This is a genomic window from Anaerobiospirillum sp. NML120511 (assembly GCF_023050955.1).
GTDB lineage: Bacteria > Pseudomonadota > Gammaproteobacteria > Enterobacterales > Succinivibrionaceae > Anaerobiospirillum.
Genome location: NZ_JALKIK010000003.1, coordinates 1 through 19,717, shown reverse-complemented (window position 1 = coordinate 19,717; position 19,717 = coordinate 1). Strand labels below are relative to the sequence as shown.

At 52.1% G+C, this 19,717-nt stretch carries 11 protein-coding genes and 1 pseudogene; 3 read left to right on the top strand and 9 right to left on the bottom strand.

The window, feature by feature from the left end:
- Nucleotides 1-596 precede the first annotated feature (596 nt).
- From MXE39_RS01360 to MXE39_RS01345, 4 genes and pseudogenes are all read right to left on the bottom strand, one after another.
- Nucleotides 597-2,258, bottom strand: coding sequence for a cyanophycin synthetase (locus MXE39_RS01360; protein ID WP_246976368.1), 1,662 nt, complete (start codon nucleotides 2,256-2,258; stop codon nucleotides 597-599).
- 868 nt (nucleotides 2,259-3,126) lie between these two features.
- Nucleotides 3,127-3,966: pseudogene (gene accD / locus MXE39_RS01355) on the bottom strand (acetyl-CoA carboxylase, carboxyltransferase subunit beta); the annotation flags it as partial.
- Nucleotides 3,967-5,191: 1,225 nt separating this feature from the next.
- Nucleotides 5,192-6,109, bottom strand: a complete 918-nt coding sequence (locus tag MXE39_RS01350; RefSeq protein ID WP_246976365.1) for an endonuclease/exonuclease/phosphatase family protein — start codon at nucleotides 6,107-6,109, stop codon at nucleotides 5,192-5,194.
- Complete coding sequence (locus MXE39_RS01345; protein WP_246976362.1) at nucleotides 6,102-6,254, bottom strand: hypothetical protein; 153 nt, start codon at nucleotides 6,252-6,254, stop codon at nucleotides 6,102-6,104. Before MXE39_RS01345 ends, MXE39_RS01350 begins: the two co-directional genes overlap by 8 nt.
- A 512-nt stretch (nucleotides 6,255-6,766) precedes the next feature.
- Here MXE39_RS01345 and MXE39_RS01340 point away from each other — a divergent pair.
- Complete coding sequence (locus MXE39_RS01340) at nucleotides 6,767-6,988, top strand: hypothetical protein (RefSeq protein ID WP_246976359.1); 222 nt, start codon at nucleotides 6,767-6,769, stop codon at nucleotides 6,986-6,988.
- A 1,681-nt stretch (nucleotides 6,989-8,669) separates the two neighbouring features.
- Nucleotides 8,670-9,503, top strand: a complete 834-nt coding sequence (locus MXE39_RS01335) for a GNAT family N-acetyltransferase (RefSeq protein WP_246976356.1) — start codon at nucleotides 8,670-8,672, stop codon at nucleotides 9,501-9,503.
- A gap of 406 nt (nucleotides 9,504-9,909) precedes the next feature.
- Here the strand turns inward: MXE39_RS01335 and MXE39_RS01330 are convergent, their stop codons facing one another.
- Nucleotides 9,910-11,127 (bottom strand): MFS transporter, encoded by a 1,218-nt coding sequence (locus MXE39_RS01330; RefSeq protein ID WP_246976353.1) that lies wholly within the window; start codon nucleotides 11,125-11,127, stop codon nucleotides 9,910-9,912.
- Nucleotides 11,128-12,090: 963 nt separating this feature from the next.
- Between MXE39_RS01330 and MXE39_RS01325 the strand changes: the two genes are divergently transcribed.
- Nucleotides 12,091-12,579, top strand: a complete 489-nt coding sequence (locus MXE39_RS01325; RefSeq protein ID WP_246976350.1) for a 3'-5' exonuclease — start codon at nucleotides 12,091-12,093, stop codon at nucleotides 12,577-12,579.
- 420 nt (nucleotides 12,580-12,999) lie between these two features.
- Here the strand turns inward: MXE39_RS01325 and MXE39_RS01320 are convergent, their stop codons facing one another.
- The 4 genes from MXE39_RS01320 to prmC form a co-directional block, all read right to left on the bottom strand.
- Nucleotides 13,000-14,001, bottom strand: coding sequence for a hypothetical protein (locus MXE39_RS01320; RefSeq protein WP_246976347.1), 1,002 nt, complete (start codon nucleotides 13,999-14,001; stop codon nucleotides 13,000-13,002).
- Nucleotides 14,002-15,190: 1,189 nt separating this feature from the next.
- Nucleotides 15,191-16,762: an FkbM family methyltransferase gene (locus MXE39_RS01315; protein ID WP_246976343.1), complete on the bottom strand. Its 1,572-nt coding sequence runs from the start codon at nucleotides 16,760-16,762 to the stop codon at nucleotides 15,191-15,193.
- Nucleotides 16,763-17,532: 770 nt separating this feature from the next.
- Complete coding sequence (gene kdsA / locus MXE39_RS01310; RefSeq protein WP_246976340.1) at nucleotides 17,533-18,384, bottom strand: 3-deoxy-8-phosphooctulonate synthase; 852 nt, start codon at nucleotides 18,382-18,384, stop codon at nucleotides 17,533-17,535.
- Nucleotides 18,385-18,630: 246 nt separating this feature from the next.
- The gene (gene prmC, locus MXE39_RS01305) at nucleotides 18,631-19,479 is read right to left on the bottom strand and encodes a peptide chain release factor N(5)-glutamine methyltransferase (RefSeq protein WP_246976337.1); all 849 of its coding nucleotides are present in this window, start codon (nucleotides 19,477-19,479) and stop codon (nucleotides 18,631-18,633) included.
- Between the last annotated feature and the right edge of the window lie 238 nt (nucleotides 19,480-19,717).

The following is a 19,717-nucleotide window of genomic DNA, read 5'->3' as shown; positions in this document are numbered from 1 at the left end:
GCTCCACTATTGTCAGCACTGCACTTTTCTGCCAGTGAAAGCCGCCCGCTGACTGCTGAATGGTGCCTGATGACTGTCAGCTTACTGGCTCCTGCGGCTGACTGGCGTTGACTGCCTGCTGCCTTGCCTGTACCAGTGCCCGGAAACAAAAAAGCCAGCAAAGCATAAGCTCGCCGGCCGTTTGAAATGTTCAATGCTGCTGAGGCATGAAAATCAGGTACATCAGTGATGATTCAACCGTATGATACAGACTTATGCTGCAACCAGGCTGGACATGATGCCAGGACAGACTGCTGGCCGACGCCTGATGGTTGCAGTCATGGTATGGCCTGCACACATGGTCCATTCCTGGTGTAGTCCTGGTATGGCCTGCACGTATGGCGCAGCCCTGGTGTAGACCGCACGTATGGTGCAGGTCTGGTGTAGTCCGCACGTATGGTGCAGGTCTGGTGTAGTCCGCACGTATGGTGCAGCTCTGTTATGCCCTGCATGTATGGCGCGGCCCTGGTGTAGACCGCACGTATGGTGCTGGTCTTGTGTAGTCCGCACGTATGGTGCAGCTCTGTTATGCCCTGCACGTATGGCGCAGCCGCAGGCTAGAGCACGTTCAGATAACGTGCTGCCTCGCTTACGGTGACAAAGGAGCCCAGAACCACAATGGTGTCGTCAGGTCCGGCATCGCTGCGGGCAGCATCAAGAGCTGATGCCGTGTCATCAAAGGTTCGTACAGTTACGCGCTCTTTATCGGTGTTGCTGTTGAGCCATTCACCAAGGCGCTCCTTGCTCTCACCGCGCTCGGTATGCAGGGTGGTTACATAGAAGGCATCAAAGCTGTCCTTGAGCACATTAAGCACGCCCTCAACATCCTTGTCCTTGAGCATGCCTGCTACCGCGATACGACGTCCACCGGTACCGGCATAGGAATCAAGATTGCGACACAGGTGCTCGGCAGCTGGAACGTTATGGGCGACATCCAGATAAACAGCAGGCTGCGATGCAACTTTCTGCATACGTCCTGGCAGAGATACCGTAGCCACGGCACGCTCTATAGCACTGAGATTGTCGTAGTCGTTCTTGAAGCCCAGGGAGTCATTGAGCTTGAAGATGACATTGAGTGCCAGACCTGCGCAGCTGAGTGGGACCTTAGGATATGGGAAGTACAGCGCAAAGCTTACAGTTCTGTCCTGGTAACAGATATCGTATTTGAGCTCATCTGGAACTCTGCGTCCCTGCTTTTCAAGCTCAGCAACACGAGGGTCAGGCTCGGAACGTGGCACCAGGTCCACCTTGAAAGCAAAGTCCTCAGGCCAGTTACGGGCATCTCTGATTTTGGCTACGCGCAGTATTTCCTGACGTGCAGCCTCGTCCATATTGCGGCCAATTACCACCTCACCATAAGGCTTGATAATGCCGGCCTTTTCAAAGGCAATTTCCTTGCTGGTATTGCCCAGAATCTTCACATGATCCATGCCTATGGAGGTAATCACGGCAATATCATTGTAGAAGACATTAACGGCATCAAGGCGCCCGCCCAGACCAGTCTCCAGCACCAGCAGCTCACAGCCGCTGCGCATAAAGGCACGTACTGCAGCCAGAGTTACCAGCTCAAAATAACTTAGCAGTACCACAGCATCCTTAAAAGGACGTTTTTTGGCCATCAGCTCTGGCGCACCGTCCTCCTGGGCTCTGGTAGCGTGATTGAGCTCAGCAATAGCCATGAGACGCTCATCGTCGCTCATTGAGCTGTCTTCCTCAAAGTCATCAGAGTTGAACTCGGTGCTGAACTTTTCAGGATCAGGAACAATTACGCCTTGCAGGTCACAGTCAGGATACTGGGCTGCAACCACCTCGGAAAGACAGAGCGATAACAGACTGTTGTCGATATTTTTACCATTGATCTGCATGCGCTCATTAAAGGAAATGAGATGCGGTGAGGTAAAAAGACCTACGTTTACTCCCTGATTACTCATGGCCTGAGCAATCAGAGCACAGGTAGAGCCCTTACCATTGGTTCCGGCAACGGTAACGATATAGGTTCCGTTATTTACCAGATCCTCAAACATGTGCAGACGGAAGGCTACTTCCCTGATACGGTCAAGGCCCAGGGTCATGTGGTTGGGATTGATGGCGTTAAGATACTGCTCCCAGCTCTCCACAGTCCAGTTACGACCCTCATCACGGGCTCTGGCCAGCTCAGCCATCAGTGCGCTGTCATCGCGCTCAACGGCATCTCCGCCAATGGTCTCAGTTACGCTCATAATCAAACCTCAAATTGATCTTAATGGCCGTATTACCTTTCAGGCATACACATGCCAGTCTCAGCCATCGCTCTTTCAGCCCTGTAAGAACACAACGGTCAAAAGCACATCATACCTAAATCAGGTTAATGAATCTGCAGCTGCATGTTAAGTACATCTTATTATCACATTAAGCCTGTATAAGCCCCCGGCAGAGCCTGCAGCACACAGCCCGGCAGTCACCATACCTGCCACTCATGCAGCCGCCCCGGCTGTTCTTACGCCCTGCAGCATGTATTGCTGCGGCTGTCGCAGCGGAAGCTGGGGCTGAGGCATTTTGCTGCGGCTGTCGCAGCGGAAGCTGGGGCTGAGGCATTTTGCTGCGGCTGTCGCAGCGGAAGCTGGGGCTGAGGCATGTTGCTGCGGCCCCTGCAGGTGCGGCATATTGCAGATATCAGCCAGAATTGCAGGCCTGCATCAGGGTTATGCAGCAGCAAATCATGCTGTTAAAGTCCTGATGGAAAAAAAGGAGCCGCCTGTCAGGGCGACTCCTTTTTTTGTCTGGAGCTCCTCAAATATGAGGCAGCTCCTTTGTTTGTGCTGCAGTACGGGATTTTCAGTACTTCAGCCAGAAAAAAGTGAATTATTTCTTGAAGCCGATACGACGGGATGAGCCTTTAGCCTGCTTGCCGTCCTGCTTTTCCTCTTCGGCAGCGGCAATGGCCTGAGCGGCCTCTTCACCGGCACGGGTTTCTTCCTCGCTGCGGGCGCGGCGACGGCGGCTGGTGGTCTTAACCTCGTCGGCATTGAGTTCGACAGGCAGTGCTGCACCACTCTCCTGGGCTGCAGAACCGGCCTTGCTGTAGCCTGAACCTGCGTTCTCATAACCCATCATCTTGGAAATGAGCTCGGCAATCTCGTCACGCATATTGTGACGGGCAACGATCATGTCAATAGCGCCTTTTTCAAGCAGAAATTCAGCATGCTGGAAGCCCTCAGGGAGCTTTTCGCGTACGGTCTGCTCAATAACACGAGGACCGGCAAAGCCAATCAGGGCATTAGGCTCGGCTATATTAACGTCACCAAGCATGGCCAGGGATGCAGACACACCGCCCATGGTAGGGTCAGACATAACGCTGATAAAAGGCAGGTGGGCGTCAGACATCTTGGCAAGTACAGCTGAGGTCTTGGCCATCTGCATCAGGGAGAGCAGAGACTCCTGCATACGTGCACCACCTGATGTGGAGAAACATACCAGGGCACGGCCTTCCTTGAGACACTCCTGGGCAGCCAGACAGAAACGGGCACCTACTACAGAACCCATGGAACCTGCCATGAATCCGAACTCAAAGGCACAGGCAACTACTGGAATACCCTTGAGAGTGCCCTTGAGCACTACCAGAGCGTCCTTTTCACCAGTGCTCTTCTGAGCGCTGGTATAACGGTCCTTATAACGTTTGAGGTCCTTAAAGCGCAGAGCATCCTTAGGCTCAAAATCGGCCCCCAGCTCTTCACGGCGGTCAGCATCAAGGAAAGATTCAAGGCGTTTGCGGGCCTTAAGACGCATATGATGGCCACACTTTGGGCACACGTTGAGATTGCGCTCTAACTCAGAACGGTATAAGACCTGCTCGCAGGACTCACACTTGGTCCATACGCCTTCTGGGATTTCATGCTTGCTGTTTTCACTCTTGGTAAACTTCTTAGCAATATCATCAATCCAGCTCATAAAAATGCACCCTCAGTTATTGGACACGTCCCAGTCATCAGCGTAGCGCAGGGCATGGCTCCCATCTCTTGTGCAGGGCCATACATAAGCTGCAGATACCAGCATATCGGGCATGAAGCATGGAGCACTTACTGGCATGCTCAGGCATGCCTGTGCAAGACAGTTAAAGCATATGACAGAACATCTTCTGTCTATCCCCGGAAAGCTGTCCGCCCGGCCTCAGGACCTGACGAGGTCTCTACACAGCGCATGGGCAGGTGATGAATCTGATGTTCAGACTGACTGAATGTATGCTGAACAATCCCCATAAAACACGGTTCGGTCCAGCACAGCGACCTGTAATTATAATACAAAGTTAACCAAATCTCACCAGCATCGCATCAAAGCCCGTATATATGGGCTTTAAGACGAAAAATTCATTATCTATGCACTCATTCCCCAGGCACATTCCAGCCCTCAGCCAAACGCGTAACCCCCTGCTGTCGGCTGCACAGTCCCCTCCATATCGCATTCAAAAACTCCCCTTAATCAATCACAGCTGTCCTCGCACTTGAGAAAATCCCAGGCCACTGCTCCTGGCCACGCCTGATGGCCACAGCCATGAGTCAGTGCATGAAAAAAGACTCAGATGGAGCAGGCATGGCCGTATGGTCATAGTAACGCCACCAAATGCGGTCAGGCACGAACTGATAACAAAGGGCCAGGGCCTGGGCCAGGGCCACGGTCGTGAAACAACTGACTCATAACATGGTGTCAGTTCCACAGACACGAAAGAGCTGTCTTACTCTGCAAGGCGGGCCCGAGTCAGGAGGCATGGTCTTTCTCTGCAAGGCAGGCCCGAATCAGGAAGCAAGGTCTTTCTCTGCAAGGCGTGCTCAAGTCAGGAAGCATGGTCTTTCTCTGCAAGGCGGGCCCGAATCAGGAAGCATGGTCCTACTCTGCAAGGCGTGACAGATATGAAGACTGTTGAGACTGATTCAGAGCCAGCCGGAGCTGAGTGCTGCATGAAGACAGACAGGGCAATATGCCACACAACCTGGTTGGCTGACATAGTGAGAGTGCTGGCAAAGCGGGACTTACCTGGGGCCCAATGCCGCTACATGCAGGGCGCAAACTAAAAAGGCGAATCCTCAGACCCGCCTTAATATAGATTAGTGAGTAGTTTGCAAAATCACTTGTGTGAGTTTTGCGCAACCAATTATATAGATTTTTTCCTGGACTTTTCCTAGCGCTCATACAGCGTCATGACAGCGATCACAGGCAGATGGTCTGAGACACTGGCCCAGTCGATGCCCATTTCCTTTCCTTTAGGGATGGTAAGGCTCTTAAGAGTCCAGCGCTGACCACGGGAGGTAAAGATATGGTCAAGGTCAGCCATAGGGTTGGCAGAAGGCCAGGTACGCATTCTGTAGCGGTCCTGAAGAGTTACCAGGTCCCAGTAACGTGACAGCTCGGCAATGTTGTCACTGTTGCCGGTATCGTTGAAATCGCCCATCAGGATTTTGACCTTGGTAGTCACATCTCTGATCTGCTTGAGAGAAACGTTGGCCACAGCAATATCATTGATGGTGGCAATCTGCTTTCTCTGCAGCACATGATCCTCTTTGTAATCCAGATGGGTATTGAGAATTACCACCGGGGTATCAAACTTCTCGTGGTTAATTTCAACAGCCAGAACTACACGATCCTCATCAACCCCAGGCTCCCCCTGAGGGAGATTGACTACCTCGTAACTGCTAATGGGATAACGGCTCAATACGGCAATACCGTATTTGCCGCCCTCAAAATCTATGGCTGGACCAAAGGCATACTGCAAACCAAGCTTCTCAGCTATGTATTTGGCCTGGTCAACGCCACCGGCACGAGCTGTTTTGTTATCCACCTCATTTAAGGCAATAACATCAGCATCAATGGCCTTAATGGCCATGGCAACACTGTCAAGAGAGGAAACACGGGCTGCAGCTATATTGTAGGATGCAACCTTGATAACCGGTCCTTTCTTATACTCCTTATTTGTAACCCCCTCACTTACGGGAGCTGGCACTTCTGCAGGAGTGTTGGCAGCTTCTGTACCGGCAGCCTGAACGCAGGCAGCCATCATAATTCCGGCAAGAGCACCTGCCAGAGCTGACAGCTTAAGCATTAGTACCCTCCATATCCTCAGATGCTCCTGACGCCTCATGGCTGTCATTTTGGGAGGAGAGATCATCGGTTGGAGTAACGCTTGCTGCTCTGACACTTACACCATAGGCAAACTCAGCCATGGCACGCTCGTAAATAGTACCCATTTTTCCAAAAACTCCTTGTCGACGGCAGTGGCAACTACAATCTGCCAGTAAAACCGCTCTGTGCGGGTATAAAAACTCCAGAATGCTTATGCTCATATCTGAAAACGGCCACGCAGCCTCACTCACGCAGCCCTGAGCGGCATTTGATCAAGACAATCCTCTGCATCTGCAAGGCACCACACAAATACTGTCAGCAGCCATGGATCCAGAGATGCAGACATCAAATTATCTTTTTGTTGAGAGAAATTCATCAACAAAGATCACATTATTTTCCTTATTTACGTTTTATTTACGCGCTTTTTGCAGCTGAGGCCACAATTGAGATCCAACAGGGTGCAACTCCTCCAGATTCGCTCCCCAAGTGATCACAGCTGCAGGCAGGCTGCAGTTTCTGCCCACTGATGGAACATTCCATGCCGGCTGGCCTGTACCAGGCCTTACATCAATACCTGGGGCCACAGTCATTTACCCCGCCTGTGGACAAGCCTTAGGAAACATTCATTTTCTCGTCTATGTTCCTTCCTGACGCCCATGCTATTGCCCCGTCTGTGCTCCTGCCAGATGCCCGTGCCATTGACCCGTCTGTAGGCCTGCCAGATGCCCGTGCCATTGCCCCGTCTGTGGGCCTGCCAGATGCCCGTGCCATTGACCTGTCTGTGGGCCTGCCAGATGCCCGTGCCATTGGCCTGTCGTGGGCATGCCAGATGCCCGAGTCATTGAAGACCGGCTCATAGCCCGCCCGTGAGCCTTCCTGGCGCCTTACTTACACCTGACTGCTGCAGACGTGCCCATCCATGCCTGATGCCGCACATGCTGTCCAGCATGCTGCCTGTTCCCATGATTATGTCCCGGCTCAACATTCTCCCCAGTCTGCCCTGCGCATCCGCCCTGGGAAAAGCCTTATACAGGCCTTATAAAGGCCTTATAAAGGCACCATGACCTGACTTACTGCAGGATGCTTCCTGGCCGACCTTAAGGTCATGCCTTTTGATTCAGCCCTGTTCTCTGTCATTTAGTCTGTTCGTACATTTCTTGCCCGCCATGCCATTGCCATTTGCAGTCAAGGTTACTGCCATGACATCTGTCACAAGGGATATGGCACATGGCGCATGTCATATGCTGCATATCATATGGCTCACGACCTCAATGCTCTGAGCATTGAGCTGCTTTGCAGTGCCCTATCCCTGCAGTTATTCAGATATACCGATACAAACTGTGTAATAAAGTGCTCGCTGTGTATGCATAATGAGGGTACTTTTTTCGCCTCATGCGTGTTCATGGGCAGATAAAATCTGTCTGAGCGTGACGGAGCGCGCAATTATGTGTCTTTGAGGTATGGCCACAGGGTATGCTTAACCCTTATCATTATTTTTGACCATATGAATGCTTCAGCTTCACTTTGAGACTGATAAATGTTCGGCCCGACTGATGAGCTGAACTGGCCAGAACGGATAACGTCGGGGCAGTGATGCCCTGAGTGAAATACCCAGGTCTGCGATCATGAAGAGCGCCTTTATGGATTGCCCTCAAGGGACATTTTTCAGGTTGCTGAGCGTGCCGTTCATTGCCTGTATGGGCCATGCTTAACTGAGCTGCCTCTGTACAGCTTATGCATCCTGGGTAATGCCCCTGAGATTTCTGCTTTGATCACATGGTATTGAGGCGCTCGGTAACAGGACAGCAGATTTGCTGTTGCCTGTTCCCCGCCCGTGTGACCTGCGGTCAGAATACCAGGGGATTTTGCTGCCGGGAAAAACGGGGCATAGTGGTACCATAAGAGTCGCCCCGGGTATCTGATACCAGTGAGAATCTTTCCCATGGTATCTCATCCCCGTGAGAATCATGCCCTTGGTATCTTATACCCGTGAGACTTATGCCCTTGTATCTGATACTCATGGACTGAGGCCTTGCCGGACAGCTGACCTTGCAGCTGTGCCCCGGGTTCAGTGCCATGATGACTTTAGCTGACCGGCATGCTGACCAGGTTAACCGTACGTTATATGCCTTATCATGGCATGCACTGCATGGCTGCGGGTATGATGAGCATGGCTTCATGCATGATGGGCATGGCTGAGGGCATGACGCTCAGGCTGTGCCTGGCCTTATGGCATGTGCTTTGGAATAAAGGACAATTATTAACACCTGGCGTCACCTGGCGCTTTGATGTGTTATAAGATGCATGGCAGCTCCATAAATGTGGAGATGCCAGTCATTTGATGATTAAAATATCACAGGCCTGACCTGCAGGCCTTAGATGTCATGGCCAGACTGAGCTTATGAGCAGCCTGACGACATCTCAATACCGAGGCAGTCTACTTTGCTTTTCCCCTCAGGGGATGTACTGCCGAATTGTTGTTTGACAGGAGGGTGCCAGTACATACAGTCTTAAAGCTGTATGGCTCTGGTGAGAATAATATGAGCTACGACCACGGTAACGTAAGTGAAGGTGCAGCTGCCCATGCCATGCTTGAGGTTCTGCCCTACAACCATGATGAGCACTATATGCAGCTTTTCAACATGTCTCTTGAACTCAAGAGCTATGGTGAGTATCTGGATGACAGTGATGAAGACATCCCTGATGAGCTGCTCGAAAAGGTCGATCAGACCGTAGTTGACTATCTTAAGGGAACTCACCTGCTGGTATGTTTTGCCCATGATGACAGCGGTCAGCGCCGTCTGGCCGGTCTGCTGTCAGCAAGTGTCACTCCTTATGAGGATATCAAAGCCAAAAAGGCCGCCTCTGTTGATCTGACCGCTCTGCAGATACAGCTTATCCGTCAGGCTTCCAGCGGCAATTCCGACAGCGGCGCCCAGAATGTCTCTACAGCCAGTCTGCTCGAGGCAGCCCTGGCCTCTGCAAGGTCAAGCTCACCGGATCCTCAAGGCGTCGACGGCTCTGACTCATCCTCAGCAGATGGCGATGGCAGCGCCGGGGGCTCATCTGGCCAAAAGACCCGTGACCCTGGCTGCTACCTGTACGTCAACCGCATTTATGTGCGCCCTGGCCACCGCCATCAGGGTGTAGCTACCAGCCTTATACATTCAGCCATAGAGCTGGGTTCATCGCTGGAAAAGAAGTGTCATAACGTCATTATTGCCACTATTGCCTCATATCAGGCTGCCCTGAGTCTCTACCAGCACTGCGGCTTTGTCATTACCGGGCAGTCTGGACTGCCATCCAATCTCAAAGCCAAACCAGGCAATATCTACTTAAACTACAGCCTTGATGCTCAGGAACAGTCGCAGTAACTGTGAGGCTGTAACTTAAGTTCCGGGCACCGGCTTCATTCAATGACTGAAAGTCAGTGACTGTACGTCAGTGCCCGGCCCCCAGCGGTTCCGGAATCCCTGCGGTGCGACCTGCTCCAGTAAGCTGCACTGCACAGCGCTGTATGAGGTCACGGGCAAAAGACCGTACCAGATGGTGCAGCTTAATTTGCACCTGATTTTGACAAAGAGGCCAGACACTTTTGGGTGTCTGGCCTCTTTGCTTTTGTTCATAAAGAACAGGGCTGGATAAAATCACTTTGACTGCAAACAGCCATATATGGGCGCTGCCCCTGCCCGACTCTGCCCTTGCTCTTCCTGCAAGGCCCCGTTACGGGATGCTGACAGAGCATGCGGCGGCGCATGCAGCGGCGCTTGCAGCTTAGCTTTATGTGCTGCTGGCGCCGGTCTGTGACTGGCTGCTGTCATCGACGTCGTCGTGGCTGCCTGCTGTATCAGGGAAAAGCGGTTCGTAACGGCGGAAATAGAGGTACAGTGCCAATGCTCCCACGGCTGCCAGAATGGCACCAAATATAGTGACCCAGCTCATGTGCATATTGAGCTCAAAAGGAATACCACCTGCCCAGGCTCCAATGGCATTACCAAGGTTAAAAGCCGCCTGGACCAGAGAGGCTCCCAGCAGCAGGCCGCCAGGTGCAACTCTGAGGATAGACACCTGCTCAGGGGAGGAAATGGCAAAGAGCATACCGGCAGCCACACAGGCCAGAATAATCAGTACCACAGGATTCTGACCAAAGGCGGCTATGCCCAGCAGTACAAAAATGGTAATGAACTGACAGACAAAGGCTACCTTGCCAGGTGTATAGCGATCGCACAGACGTCCTGATACCAGATTGGCAATGACCATTGATATACCCATGGCGGCCATGATGGCTGATACATACTGCAGTGGCAGACCGGCATAGTCGGTAATAAGCGGGCTTATGTAGGAGTGCATGCAGAAAATACCAGCATTGCCAAACATGGTAGCTGCCAGCACCAGCCATGGAGCCGGATGTCTTAAGAAGACAAACTGTCCCTTAAAGCCGGTATCCTCGATTTTGCCAACATCACGTACCCACATGATGGCGCTGACCAGCACAATAATGCCCCAGACAATGACCAGATAGAAAATAGTGCGCCAGGACAGACTGTGAGCCAGAGCTGTACCCAGAGGTACGCCGAAAATATTGGATACGGTCATGCCGGCCACCATGATGGACACGGCTGAGGTGCCCTTGCCCTTTGTTGCAAGGCGCTGGGCAATGATTGAGCCCACACCAAAATAGGCACCATGGGGCAGGCCGGCAATAAATCTTGCTCCGAGCATGGTCTCAAAGGAAGGTGCAAAAGCCGTAAGCACATTACCCAGAATATGGACCACAATGAGCAGCAAAAGTATGCTCTTAAGGCGCATACGGCGCATGACAATAATGCAGAAAGCACCTATGGCCACGCCTATGGCATAAGAAGAAATGGCATGACCGCTCTGAGCAATGGAGACATCAAAGTCTGCAGCCCAGTAAGGGAGAAGGCCCATGGCCACATACTCGGCAATTCCCAGTCCCAGGGTGCCAAAAGCAAGCGCAATTAAGCCACGAATCATAATAGTCACTGTCCTCAAGCAAAAGCTGAAGCAAAAAACACCACAGTCTGCCATCCCCGGCAGCACCTGGCGCAGCCAGGCATGGCAAGGACCTCTGGGAGAGAGCCCGCGCCGCCTGAGCTGCCCATGGGCTGAGTCCTGGCGGATCCCCGGGGCTGTTAAGGCCAGAATATCAAGGCAGCCTGTCAGGTGTAAGGCATTAAATCAAACGATCATTATGCCCAGAAAAACAGGGCTGCGAAATGTGCAGGTCAATTGAGTGTACAAAACGTTATTGCAGTGCGCCCAGTTATCTGATCATGCTCACAATATTCACCTGCATTGACAAATGCTCAGTCCCACCCGGAAAGCCACAGGAACTGTACCATAACCTCCTGGACAGGGCAGCGAGGCTCATGGCAAGGGCTGTCACTCCCATGGTAATACCAGCCACATCCTGAGCAAGCCAAAGTGGCTGCCTGTCCCGACAGGCCTGCCCGGCGGGGCCAGGGCATGCTGCCGCTACGGCAGGCCCGTTTATTTACGGCCGACAGCAGTGAGTGCCGGGCAGTCAGCTGACCATGAGCTTACTTACGGAAATGCATACACAGCCATGGCGTTTGCAGCCTGGGCATGAAAACTCAGCCATGGTGCATGCAGCCAGGGCATGCAAACTCAGCCATGGCGCATGCAGCCTGGGCCTGCAAACTCATCAATGGCGCTTGCAGCCTGGTCCTGCATAAACAGCCATGACGCCTGCAGCCTGGGCCTGCAAACTCATCAATGGCGCTTGCAGCCAGGGCCTGCATACACAGCCATGTCGCATGCAGCCTGGGCCTGTTTAACAGACAGCATGGTATGCACGACTTGCTGAGTACAGGCATAGGGGCTATTATGTGCCTGTTTTTACAGGTACGTTTTACGCTTGATGATGGCGTACCCCTGAGGCAGCTTAGCTGTCGTAGTTGTTCACGAGATCACACCATGCAGAATTTTGCCGCAATCGACTTTGAGACGGCCAACAGCAAGCGCAGCAGTGTCTGCTCTGTTGGCGTTGTGATTTGCCGAAACGGGTCCATAGTAGAGGAAATCTACGAAATGATTCGTCCAGTACCGGACTATTTCAGTCAGGCATGCATCAATGTTCACGGTATAAGACCACGTGATGTTGCCGCTGCTGACCCTTTTCCTGCAGTATGGTCCCGCATTGAGCCCCGCATATCAGGCCTGCCTCTGGTAGCTCATAACCGTGCCTTTGACCGCAGCTGTCTGCAGAATGTGTTTGAGGCATATGACATGATCTATCCTGACTACGAGTTCCACTGCACCCTGCTTGCTGCCCGCCGTCTGCATCCTGAGCTGCCCAACCACCGTCTGAACACCCTGTCCAGAATCTACAATATTGATCTCCAGCACCATCAGGCCCTGTCTGATGCCCGCGCCTGTGCCAGCCTGGCGCTGCAAATCCTGTAGCTGAACTCAAGTCCAACCCCCGCCCATCTGACACGCGTCAGCAAGCAGCTGCCCTGCCGGGCCGCATGCAGCCACAGCCGCTGCCCTGCAGGGCACGCATACAGCCACAGTACCAGCCCGTCCCAGGTGTTATGAAGCACTGGCCCTGCCATACCTTAACAGGCTGTGGGTGGATTACTGCAGACTGGGCTCGACCGGGACTGACCAGGCCTGCTGCCAGACTGCTCGGATCGGAGGTTCTGCCCAAAAGAAAAAGGCTTATGACAGCATATGTCATAAGCCTTTTTCTATGTCTGACAGCCAGACCGGTGGACAGGTTAAGCTCCTGCCTTATACCTCATGCAAGGGCATAAGGTATAAGCTTGTGGCACGTAAGAGCAGCGCAGGATGCCACTGACTGCCATGGAGATGGCAGAGCAATTACTTGCTCTTCTTGTCGGTGCCGGCCTTTTCTGCGGCTTGATCCTTGGCAGGAGTCTCAGCTGGCTTTTCAACAATGGCAGGGCCTACGGACTCAACCTCAACTTCCCAGATGTATGGCTGGCCGAACTCCAGAGAGGAGGTACGCCATAATGGCTGCTCATTCTGTAAGGTGGTATCAAATACCAGCTTTACATGATCGCCTGCGGACAGACCGGCAGTAAGGATCTTCATCTGTGGGTTTAAGTTGGCGAAATTGAGCTCCTCATGATAGAAGCCCAGTACATTGCCCTCAAGGTCAATGCGCTTGGTCAGGATACGGGCAGAGGTGTCATCACCAATCTTCTTGCCATCGCCGCTGTTGCCGCGCTCAAGGAAAATACGGTAACCGCCGTGCTGACCAAAGGCAGCATCGGTGAACTTCTCAACACCCTCGATTGAGGCAACTTCCTTGAAGAACTCATTGGAGCGCAGCAGATTCATCTGATACTGGGTAGCCTCGGCTACAGCACCTGCATCATACAGGGCATGTGGCTTGAAGGTACAGGCAACACCTTCCTTGGAGTAAACAACAGGACTGTTCATGTCACAGTACTTGGCAACAAATACCAGAGAACGGGCCTCATTAAGGGCGTTCTGGTTGGCCATTAACTGAGCCTGAGCCTCTTTTTCAGCGGCATCTTCTTTCTTGTCCTTCTTGCCTTTGCCCTTGTTCTGATCGGCCTTCTGCTCATCAAGAATTGGCTGTGGAACATAGGCTACGGTGTCACCAAGAACACACTTGACGTTGTTCACATCCATGGTGAAGCAGACATGATTACGTCTGTTGATATCAGAAGATGAGGTAACCAGAGCTACGCTGTCCTGAGTACTGGCAGCAGCCGGAGCAGACTTAGTGTCTTGAGCAGTGGCGTTGGAATCGTTGCAGGCAGTAACAAGGAGAGCTGCACACAGTGAAGACAATACAAAAGACTTGCCCATTGGGCTATTTGAACTAAGCATGAATGATGCCCCGTGATAAAACAAAACAACTGCGTTACTTTAGCCCTTTTTGATTAGCCAAATCTTAGGACAGCTCATAATCTGAGCTCATTGCCCTGATGACCCGGCACCAGGGCGTGCCAGGACAGGCCGGGAAACCGGAGCCCAGGGCCAGAAATTCCTGCAGCACAGTACAGAGGAATATGCATACACAGCGCAGCATTTATCAGCGCGGGCCAGACATGAGTGAAGGCTAAAGCAGATATTGAGCCCGTCTACAGCCCCAGCAGGCGCAGCACAGGCAGAAAAACGTTTGCACAAAGCGATGCAGCATACAAAAGACAGCCGCAATGCCGTGCCCAAACTGTTCACGTCAAACCTGCTATTTTATCCCAAAAATCAGCATAGATGCATGACGCTGCAGTGAAAAATGACAATAACAGTACGTATTACCTTTTTAAGCCCGGCTCTCAAATATGCAAATATTAATTTGGAAAAGCAACTGAGCAGTGAGCAATGAGCAATGAGTATCACGTACTTCCAGTGCGACAAAACAAGTCTGTCATCCCATTAATCCGATGCGCAAGTCATAACAACAGGCCAGGATCATCACAGAAATCAGCCCGGTCAAATCAGAACTTATTTATGACAAAAACTGTCTGAAATCTCAGGGCCGCCCGCGATATGACAGCTCCCTGCCATGGAAACAACGCAAGAGTGGGATTACAGCCTGTGCAAAAAGTGCATGTTAATCAAGGGCTCGGGACTGGCCTTTAATCAGGAGGCTGGCCCGGCAAGCCTGCTCCCCAGCACAACATACACCCGGCAAGGCACAGAAAGCAGGCAGGTAAGCCCTGGCAAGACCAATGATAGCGGTCAAGGTCTAATCGCTCTCGCACTGACTGGAAAACATGGACAGGTCATGCACTTGCAGATATCAGAGCATGGCCGCGAAGTGATGGGGTAAGACATGCCCATGCTTATAAGCAAAATGGCGGAAAACAGCTGTATCAGGCATGCCAGGCAGAGGACTTGGCAAGGCTGGAAACGGATAGGTGTCAGGCATGCCAAGGCTGAGGGCTGGGCATGGCCGGGAACGGATGGGTATCAGGCCTGCCCAGGCTGAGGGCTGGGCATGGCCGGGAACGGTAATGGACCTGGCGGCGGGCGCCAGGCTGCCCTTGGGGCACAGGTGGGAGTGCAATCGGGATCAGGCCTGCTCTTTGAAGGCCAAAGTGCCGTTGCGCTCTTCCATGAAATCAGGAACCAGAATGATATTGGCAAGGCGTGGCTCCTCACCATCCTTGACCTCACGGATATTGTCGAAGAGCTGCTGAAGCTCATCAAGAGAGCCTCTGATCATTCCAGCCTGACCGTTGTGGCTTACCACATAGACGCTGTAGCCGTATTTCTCCATGAGATCACGCCACCAGGTGGTGCCGCCTGCAAGCTCCATAAGGTAAGGACAGAACTCGGCAAAGATAACAGGACGGAAGCCCTCGTCAAACATCTTCCAGCTGCCATTGAAGACGAACTGCTCGTGGCCCTCGACGTCAATGACAATAAGATCAGGCCACTGATCCTTGCCCCTGCCATAGAAGATATTTTCCATGGAGTCTGTCGGCACGGTGATTTTCTCAAATACTGTCTGGTCACGAGCCTGGTTATGGGTACTCAGGTGAATGGAGCTGCCGCCGTCGTTGTTGTGGTTGACGTGGAAATCAACTTCGCCCTCTTTGTCTGACAGAGCTATACCATGAACCGTAATCTGACTTTCAAGCTGGTTGATACGGACATTGTCCTTGAGCAGCTCCAGAGTTTCAGGATTAGGCTCAAAGGCATCGATCCTGACCCTGCCAGTCATACGGGCAGCCAGTACTGAGTACCAGCCAATATTGGCGCCGATATTAGCCATGGTAAAGCTGTCCTTATGCTCAGCAAAGATACGAATCAGCTCAGCGACAATCAGGCTATCATCAGGCTCCCAGCAGCCTCTGGTGGCAATAGCACTGGCAATATAGCCATGGAAAACAGAAGGATCAAAGGTGCGCATCAGGTAGGAAGAGAGGTCGCCACGCCATCTTACTCCCTCAGGCAGGGCTCTGTTGAGCTCACTCTCATCACGCAGCTTCATATTTTTCACGGCCTCAGGCAGTCTGATAAGACCAAAGAACTGATCAGGCTTCTTAAGACATACCAGATTGTAGGTATAAGATAGTAACTGATCTTCATGTCCGGCAAGGAAAGCTTTAAGTTCATCAGGACCGGAAAATGATTTGCCTGCCGACGCTGCAATCAGCTCCTTTGACATCTGACACTGGGTATTGAGCAGACGGAAATTGATGCCCAGATCATCAAGAGCCTTACAGGTAAGAAGTGAGCGCTCGGCCTGACTTAACTTTCTGCGCAGTTCAGCATCCCAGAACTCAACAGTGGAACTGGTAATAACCCGGCATATGCCCGGATCGCCGCCATTGATGGCGTAGTGTGGAGTGGCAGTGACGATTTCAATATGAGCACCATGAGCGCAGATGCGATAAAGCTCAGGCAGCAGCCACATCAGGGACTTGCCCTGCTCCGGGGCCATACGCTCAAGGGTGTAATGAAAACGTGCCTCACAGACAGAATTGTCCTTAATATCGGACAGCTTAACGTCCCATGAAAATGGCCTGTCTGAAGCCTTGTCTGTCTTCTTTCCCCGGCTTGCCTTTACCACCATGTCAGCGGTATTGATAAAGCCACCTGAGGAAAAAGTCTCATCACCAAAATTAAGAGCGATCATCGTCTTACACTTCTCAAAATCAAAAAAAGCCCCCTGACAGGAGCCATAAATGGCCCTGATGGGCCATATACTCACAGCCACATGACGCAGCTGAGCAGCGCTACACGCGCGTCTGCGAGCACAGTGTGCAGCTCATGCAGCTCTGCGCCTGCGATGCCTGTAAGCATAATCTGCAGCAATCAGAGCAAAACCGCATGCCATCCGGACAGCTCACCCTGGAGCGCATCTCATGCAGTGCCGCATCTCCCCCTGGGTCGCATATCATACTGTGCTGCATATCATACTGCACCGCATCCCATACTGTGCCGCATCTCGTGCGGTGCCGCATATCATACTGCTCAAAAGCATATCTGTGCAGCTTTCAGTGCAAAAGTATCGGACAGGATCACCTTTATGACCAATTGTCTGTCCAGCCACTCAAGTCATGCTCCTTCTCAAGACGTTTACCGCCATGTGCAAACTGAGAATACCTGGTCCACCTGCAGGCCATTTCACATCCTGCAAGTACTGGACACTGGCCGGGCACGGCATGGGCACGGCATGGGCACTGGCCGGGTACTGCCGTGTCTAACGACAAAGCGATCTGGCCCGGCATGGCCGGGACATGTGCTTTATAAAGCAAAAGTCCCGGAATGCCAGCTGCTGCAGCAGTTCCGGGACCTGATTTAACTCACAGGTGCAGGTCTGAAGCTCAGCTGTATTGAGTAAGACCTGATGCGTAAGTTGACCTGTAATGCCAGCCTTTATGTGGCATGACGGTGCTGGGCTGGTTAATCAATCTGCAGCGGAGACTGAGACTTGACCAGTGAATCCAGCTCATTGAGCTGAGTGAGGAAAGGATTGAGCAAGGCCAGTGGCAGAGCACTTGGACCATCACACCTGGCCTGATCCGGGTCAGGGTGAGTCTCAAGGAAAATGGCAGCTATCTTCTGGGCGACACCTGACTTGGCAAGCTCCAGGGCCTGAGCACGACGGCCACCTGATGCTGCTGCATCTGAGGCACGGCACTGCAGAGAGTGGGTTACGTCAAACACAATTGGGGCACCGTTGCTGACATTTTTCATGACAGTAAAGCCCAGCATGTCCACTACCAGATTGTCATAGCCAAACTGGGTGCCACGCTCACAGAGCATCACCTGCTCATTGCCGCACTCGGAGAACTTTTCAATAATGTTAACCACCTGATTTGGTGACATGAACTGAGGCTTTTTGACGTTGATAACCTTGCCGGTCTCAGCCATGGCATTCACAAGATCAGTCTGCCTTGCAAGAAAGGCCGGCAGCTGCAGCACATCAACATAAGGTGCTACTTCATTACACTGATACGGCTCATGCACATCAGTGATGACAGGCACATTAAACTCTTCCTTGATGCGATCAAAGATCTTCATACCCTCATAAAGGCCAGGACCACGGAAAGAGTGAACCGAAGAGCGGTTGGCCTTGTCGAAACTGGCCTTGAAGATAAAGTTCAGACCAAGGGAGGCGCAGGTCTCCTTGTAAACCTCGACAGTGCGGGCAGCAAGGTCGTAATCCTCAAGCACATTAAGACCACCAATAACGGTAAGAGGCAAGTCATTGCCAATCTCAAAGTCTGCTACTTTAATTCTCTTATCACTCATAACAACCTCTTCCTAAAATACTTTATAAAGTATCAACCTGTCATATAAAACAGATAACAGCGCACTCAGTTCACAGCCACCATCACGGCAGCCACAGGTCAGCTCACCTCACAGGTACGTGTACCGCGTCACATGCGGCCGTTCCCGTCAGGGCACGGCATCAGCCTTTAATGCATGTTACTGCATCAGGCTGCAATGCTGACCGTCGTCCTGCTGGCAGCATACTGTAACGGGCCTGTGCAAGGGTCAGCGCAGCTGTCCCATGGTGACACGGTCATTACCGCTAAGGTCTTTTACCGTGCTGACGTTGTCAAAGCCTGATGAGCTCAGTACAGCTCTGACGGCCTCTGCCTGATTATATCCATGCTCAAAGAGCAAATATCCACCTTTGACCAGATATTGACCAGCTTTATCAGCAATGTGGCGGATATCATCAAGGCCATCCTGTCCTGACACCAGTGCAGTAAGCGGTTCAAACCTGACATCGCCCTGAGTAAGATGCGGATCATGCTCCTCTATATAAGGAGGATTGGATACTATCAACTCAAAGCAGCTGCCCTGAGGTAAAGGCTCAAACCATGAGCCCTCATAGAAGTGCACCTCAAGATTATTAAGCCGGGCATTTTCCCGGGCTACCTCTAATGCCTGAGCGGAACGCTCTACTGCGCTGGCAATAATGTGCCCGGCTGAATGCTTGATGGAGAGAATAATGGCTCCACTGCCTGTGCCCAGATCAAGAACTCTGGGGGCTGGGCCAAAATCATGGCTGCTGACAGCTTTCAGAGCCTGCTCTACCAGAACTTCAGTATCAGGACGAGGAATCAGAGTATGTTCATTGACCTTTAAGGTAAGCTCCCAGAAGTCACGCTCACCCAGCAGATGAGCCACGGGATGCCCTTTGGCACGGGCGGATATCAGGCGCTCAAACTCCTGGGTCCTGTCTGGATCAACCTCACTGTCGTCCATTGTGATTAGCTGAACCCGGCTTAAATTACAGGCCTTCATCAGCAAGAGTACGGCATCAAGGCGGTAGCTCTCTGAGCCGGCTGCCTTGAGCTCTTCAACGCCCTTGCGCAGCAGTTCTCTAATAATCATGGCACTCTCTCCAGTTCATAACGGTATTTGTCCATAAATAATAACAGCAGATACCCACTCAGTGCCTTACTGATCTGCAGGCAGGTCACGATACACGCATGATAACCGATAAGGAACTGTAAGCAATTAAATTGATCTTTTAAAACCATTGATTCGATAGTTCCAGAGAGGAAATGGCCCAATGGGTTCCATGTCTATCGATTTCATCTGGGCATCACTGATTTTGATGCCTGTTTCA

Coding starts and splice junctions, on each gene's coding strand:
- MXE39_RS01360 (WP_246976368.1), bottom strand. CDS start 2,258: ATGAGCGTAACTGAGACCATTGGCGGAGATGCCGTTGAGCGCGATGAC.
- MXE39_RS01350 (WP_246976365.1), bottom strand. CDS start 6,109: ATGCTTAAGCTGTCAGCTCTGGCAGGTGCTCTTGCCGGAATTATGATG.
- MXE39_RS01345 (WP_246976362.1), bottom strand. CDS start 6,254: ATGGGTACTATTTACGAGCGTGCCATGGCTGAGTTTGCCTATGGTGTA.
- MXE39_RS01340 (WP_246976359.1), top strand. CDS start 6,767: ATGTTCCTTCCTGACGCCCATGCTATTGCCCCGTCTGTGCTCCTGCCA.
- MXE39_RS01335 (WP_246976356.1), top strand. CDS start 8,670: ATGAGCTACGACCACGGTAACGTAAGTGAAGGTGCAGCTGCCCATGCC.
- MXE39_RS01330 (WP_246976353.1), bottom strand. CDS start 11,127: ATGATTCGTGGCTTAATTGCGCTTGCTTTTGGCACCCTGGGACTGGGA.
- MXE39_RS01325 (WP_246976350.1), top strand. CDS start 12,091: ATGCAGAATTTTGCCGCAATCGACTTTGAGACGGCCAACAGCAAGCGC.
- MXE39_RS01320 (WP_246976347.1), bottom strand. CDS start 14,001: ATGCTTAGTTCAAATAGCCCAATGGGCAAGTCTTTTGTATTGTCTTCA.
- MXE39_RS01315 (WP_246976343.1), bottom strand. CDS start 16,762: ATGATCGCTCTTAATTTTGGTGATGAGACTTTTTCCTCAGGTGGCTTT.
- kdsA (WP_246976340.1), bottom strand. CDS start 18,384: ATGAGTGATAAGAGAATTAAAGTAGCAGACTTTGAGATTGGCAATGAC.
- prmC (WP_246976337.1), bottom strand. CDS start 19,479: ATGATTATTAGAGAACTGCTGCGCAAGGGCGTTGAAGAGCTCAAGGCA.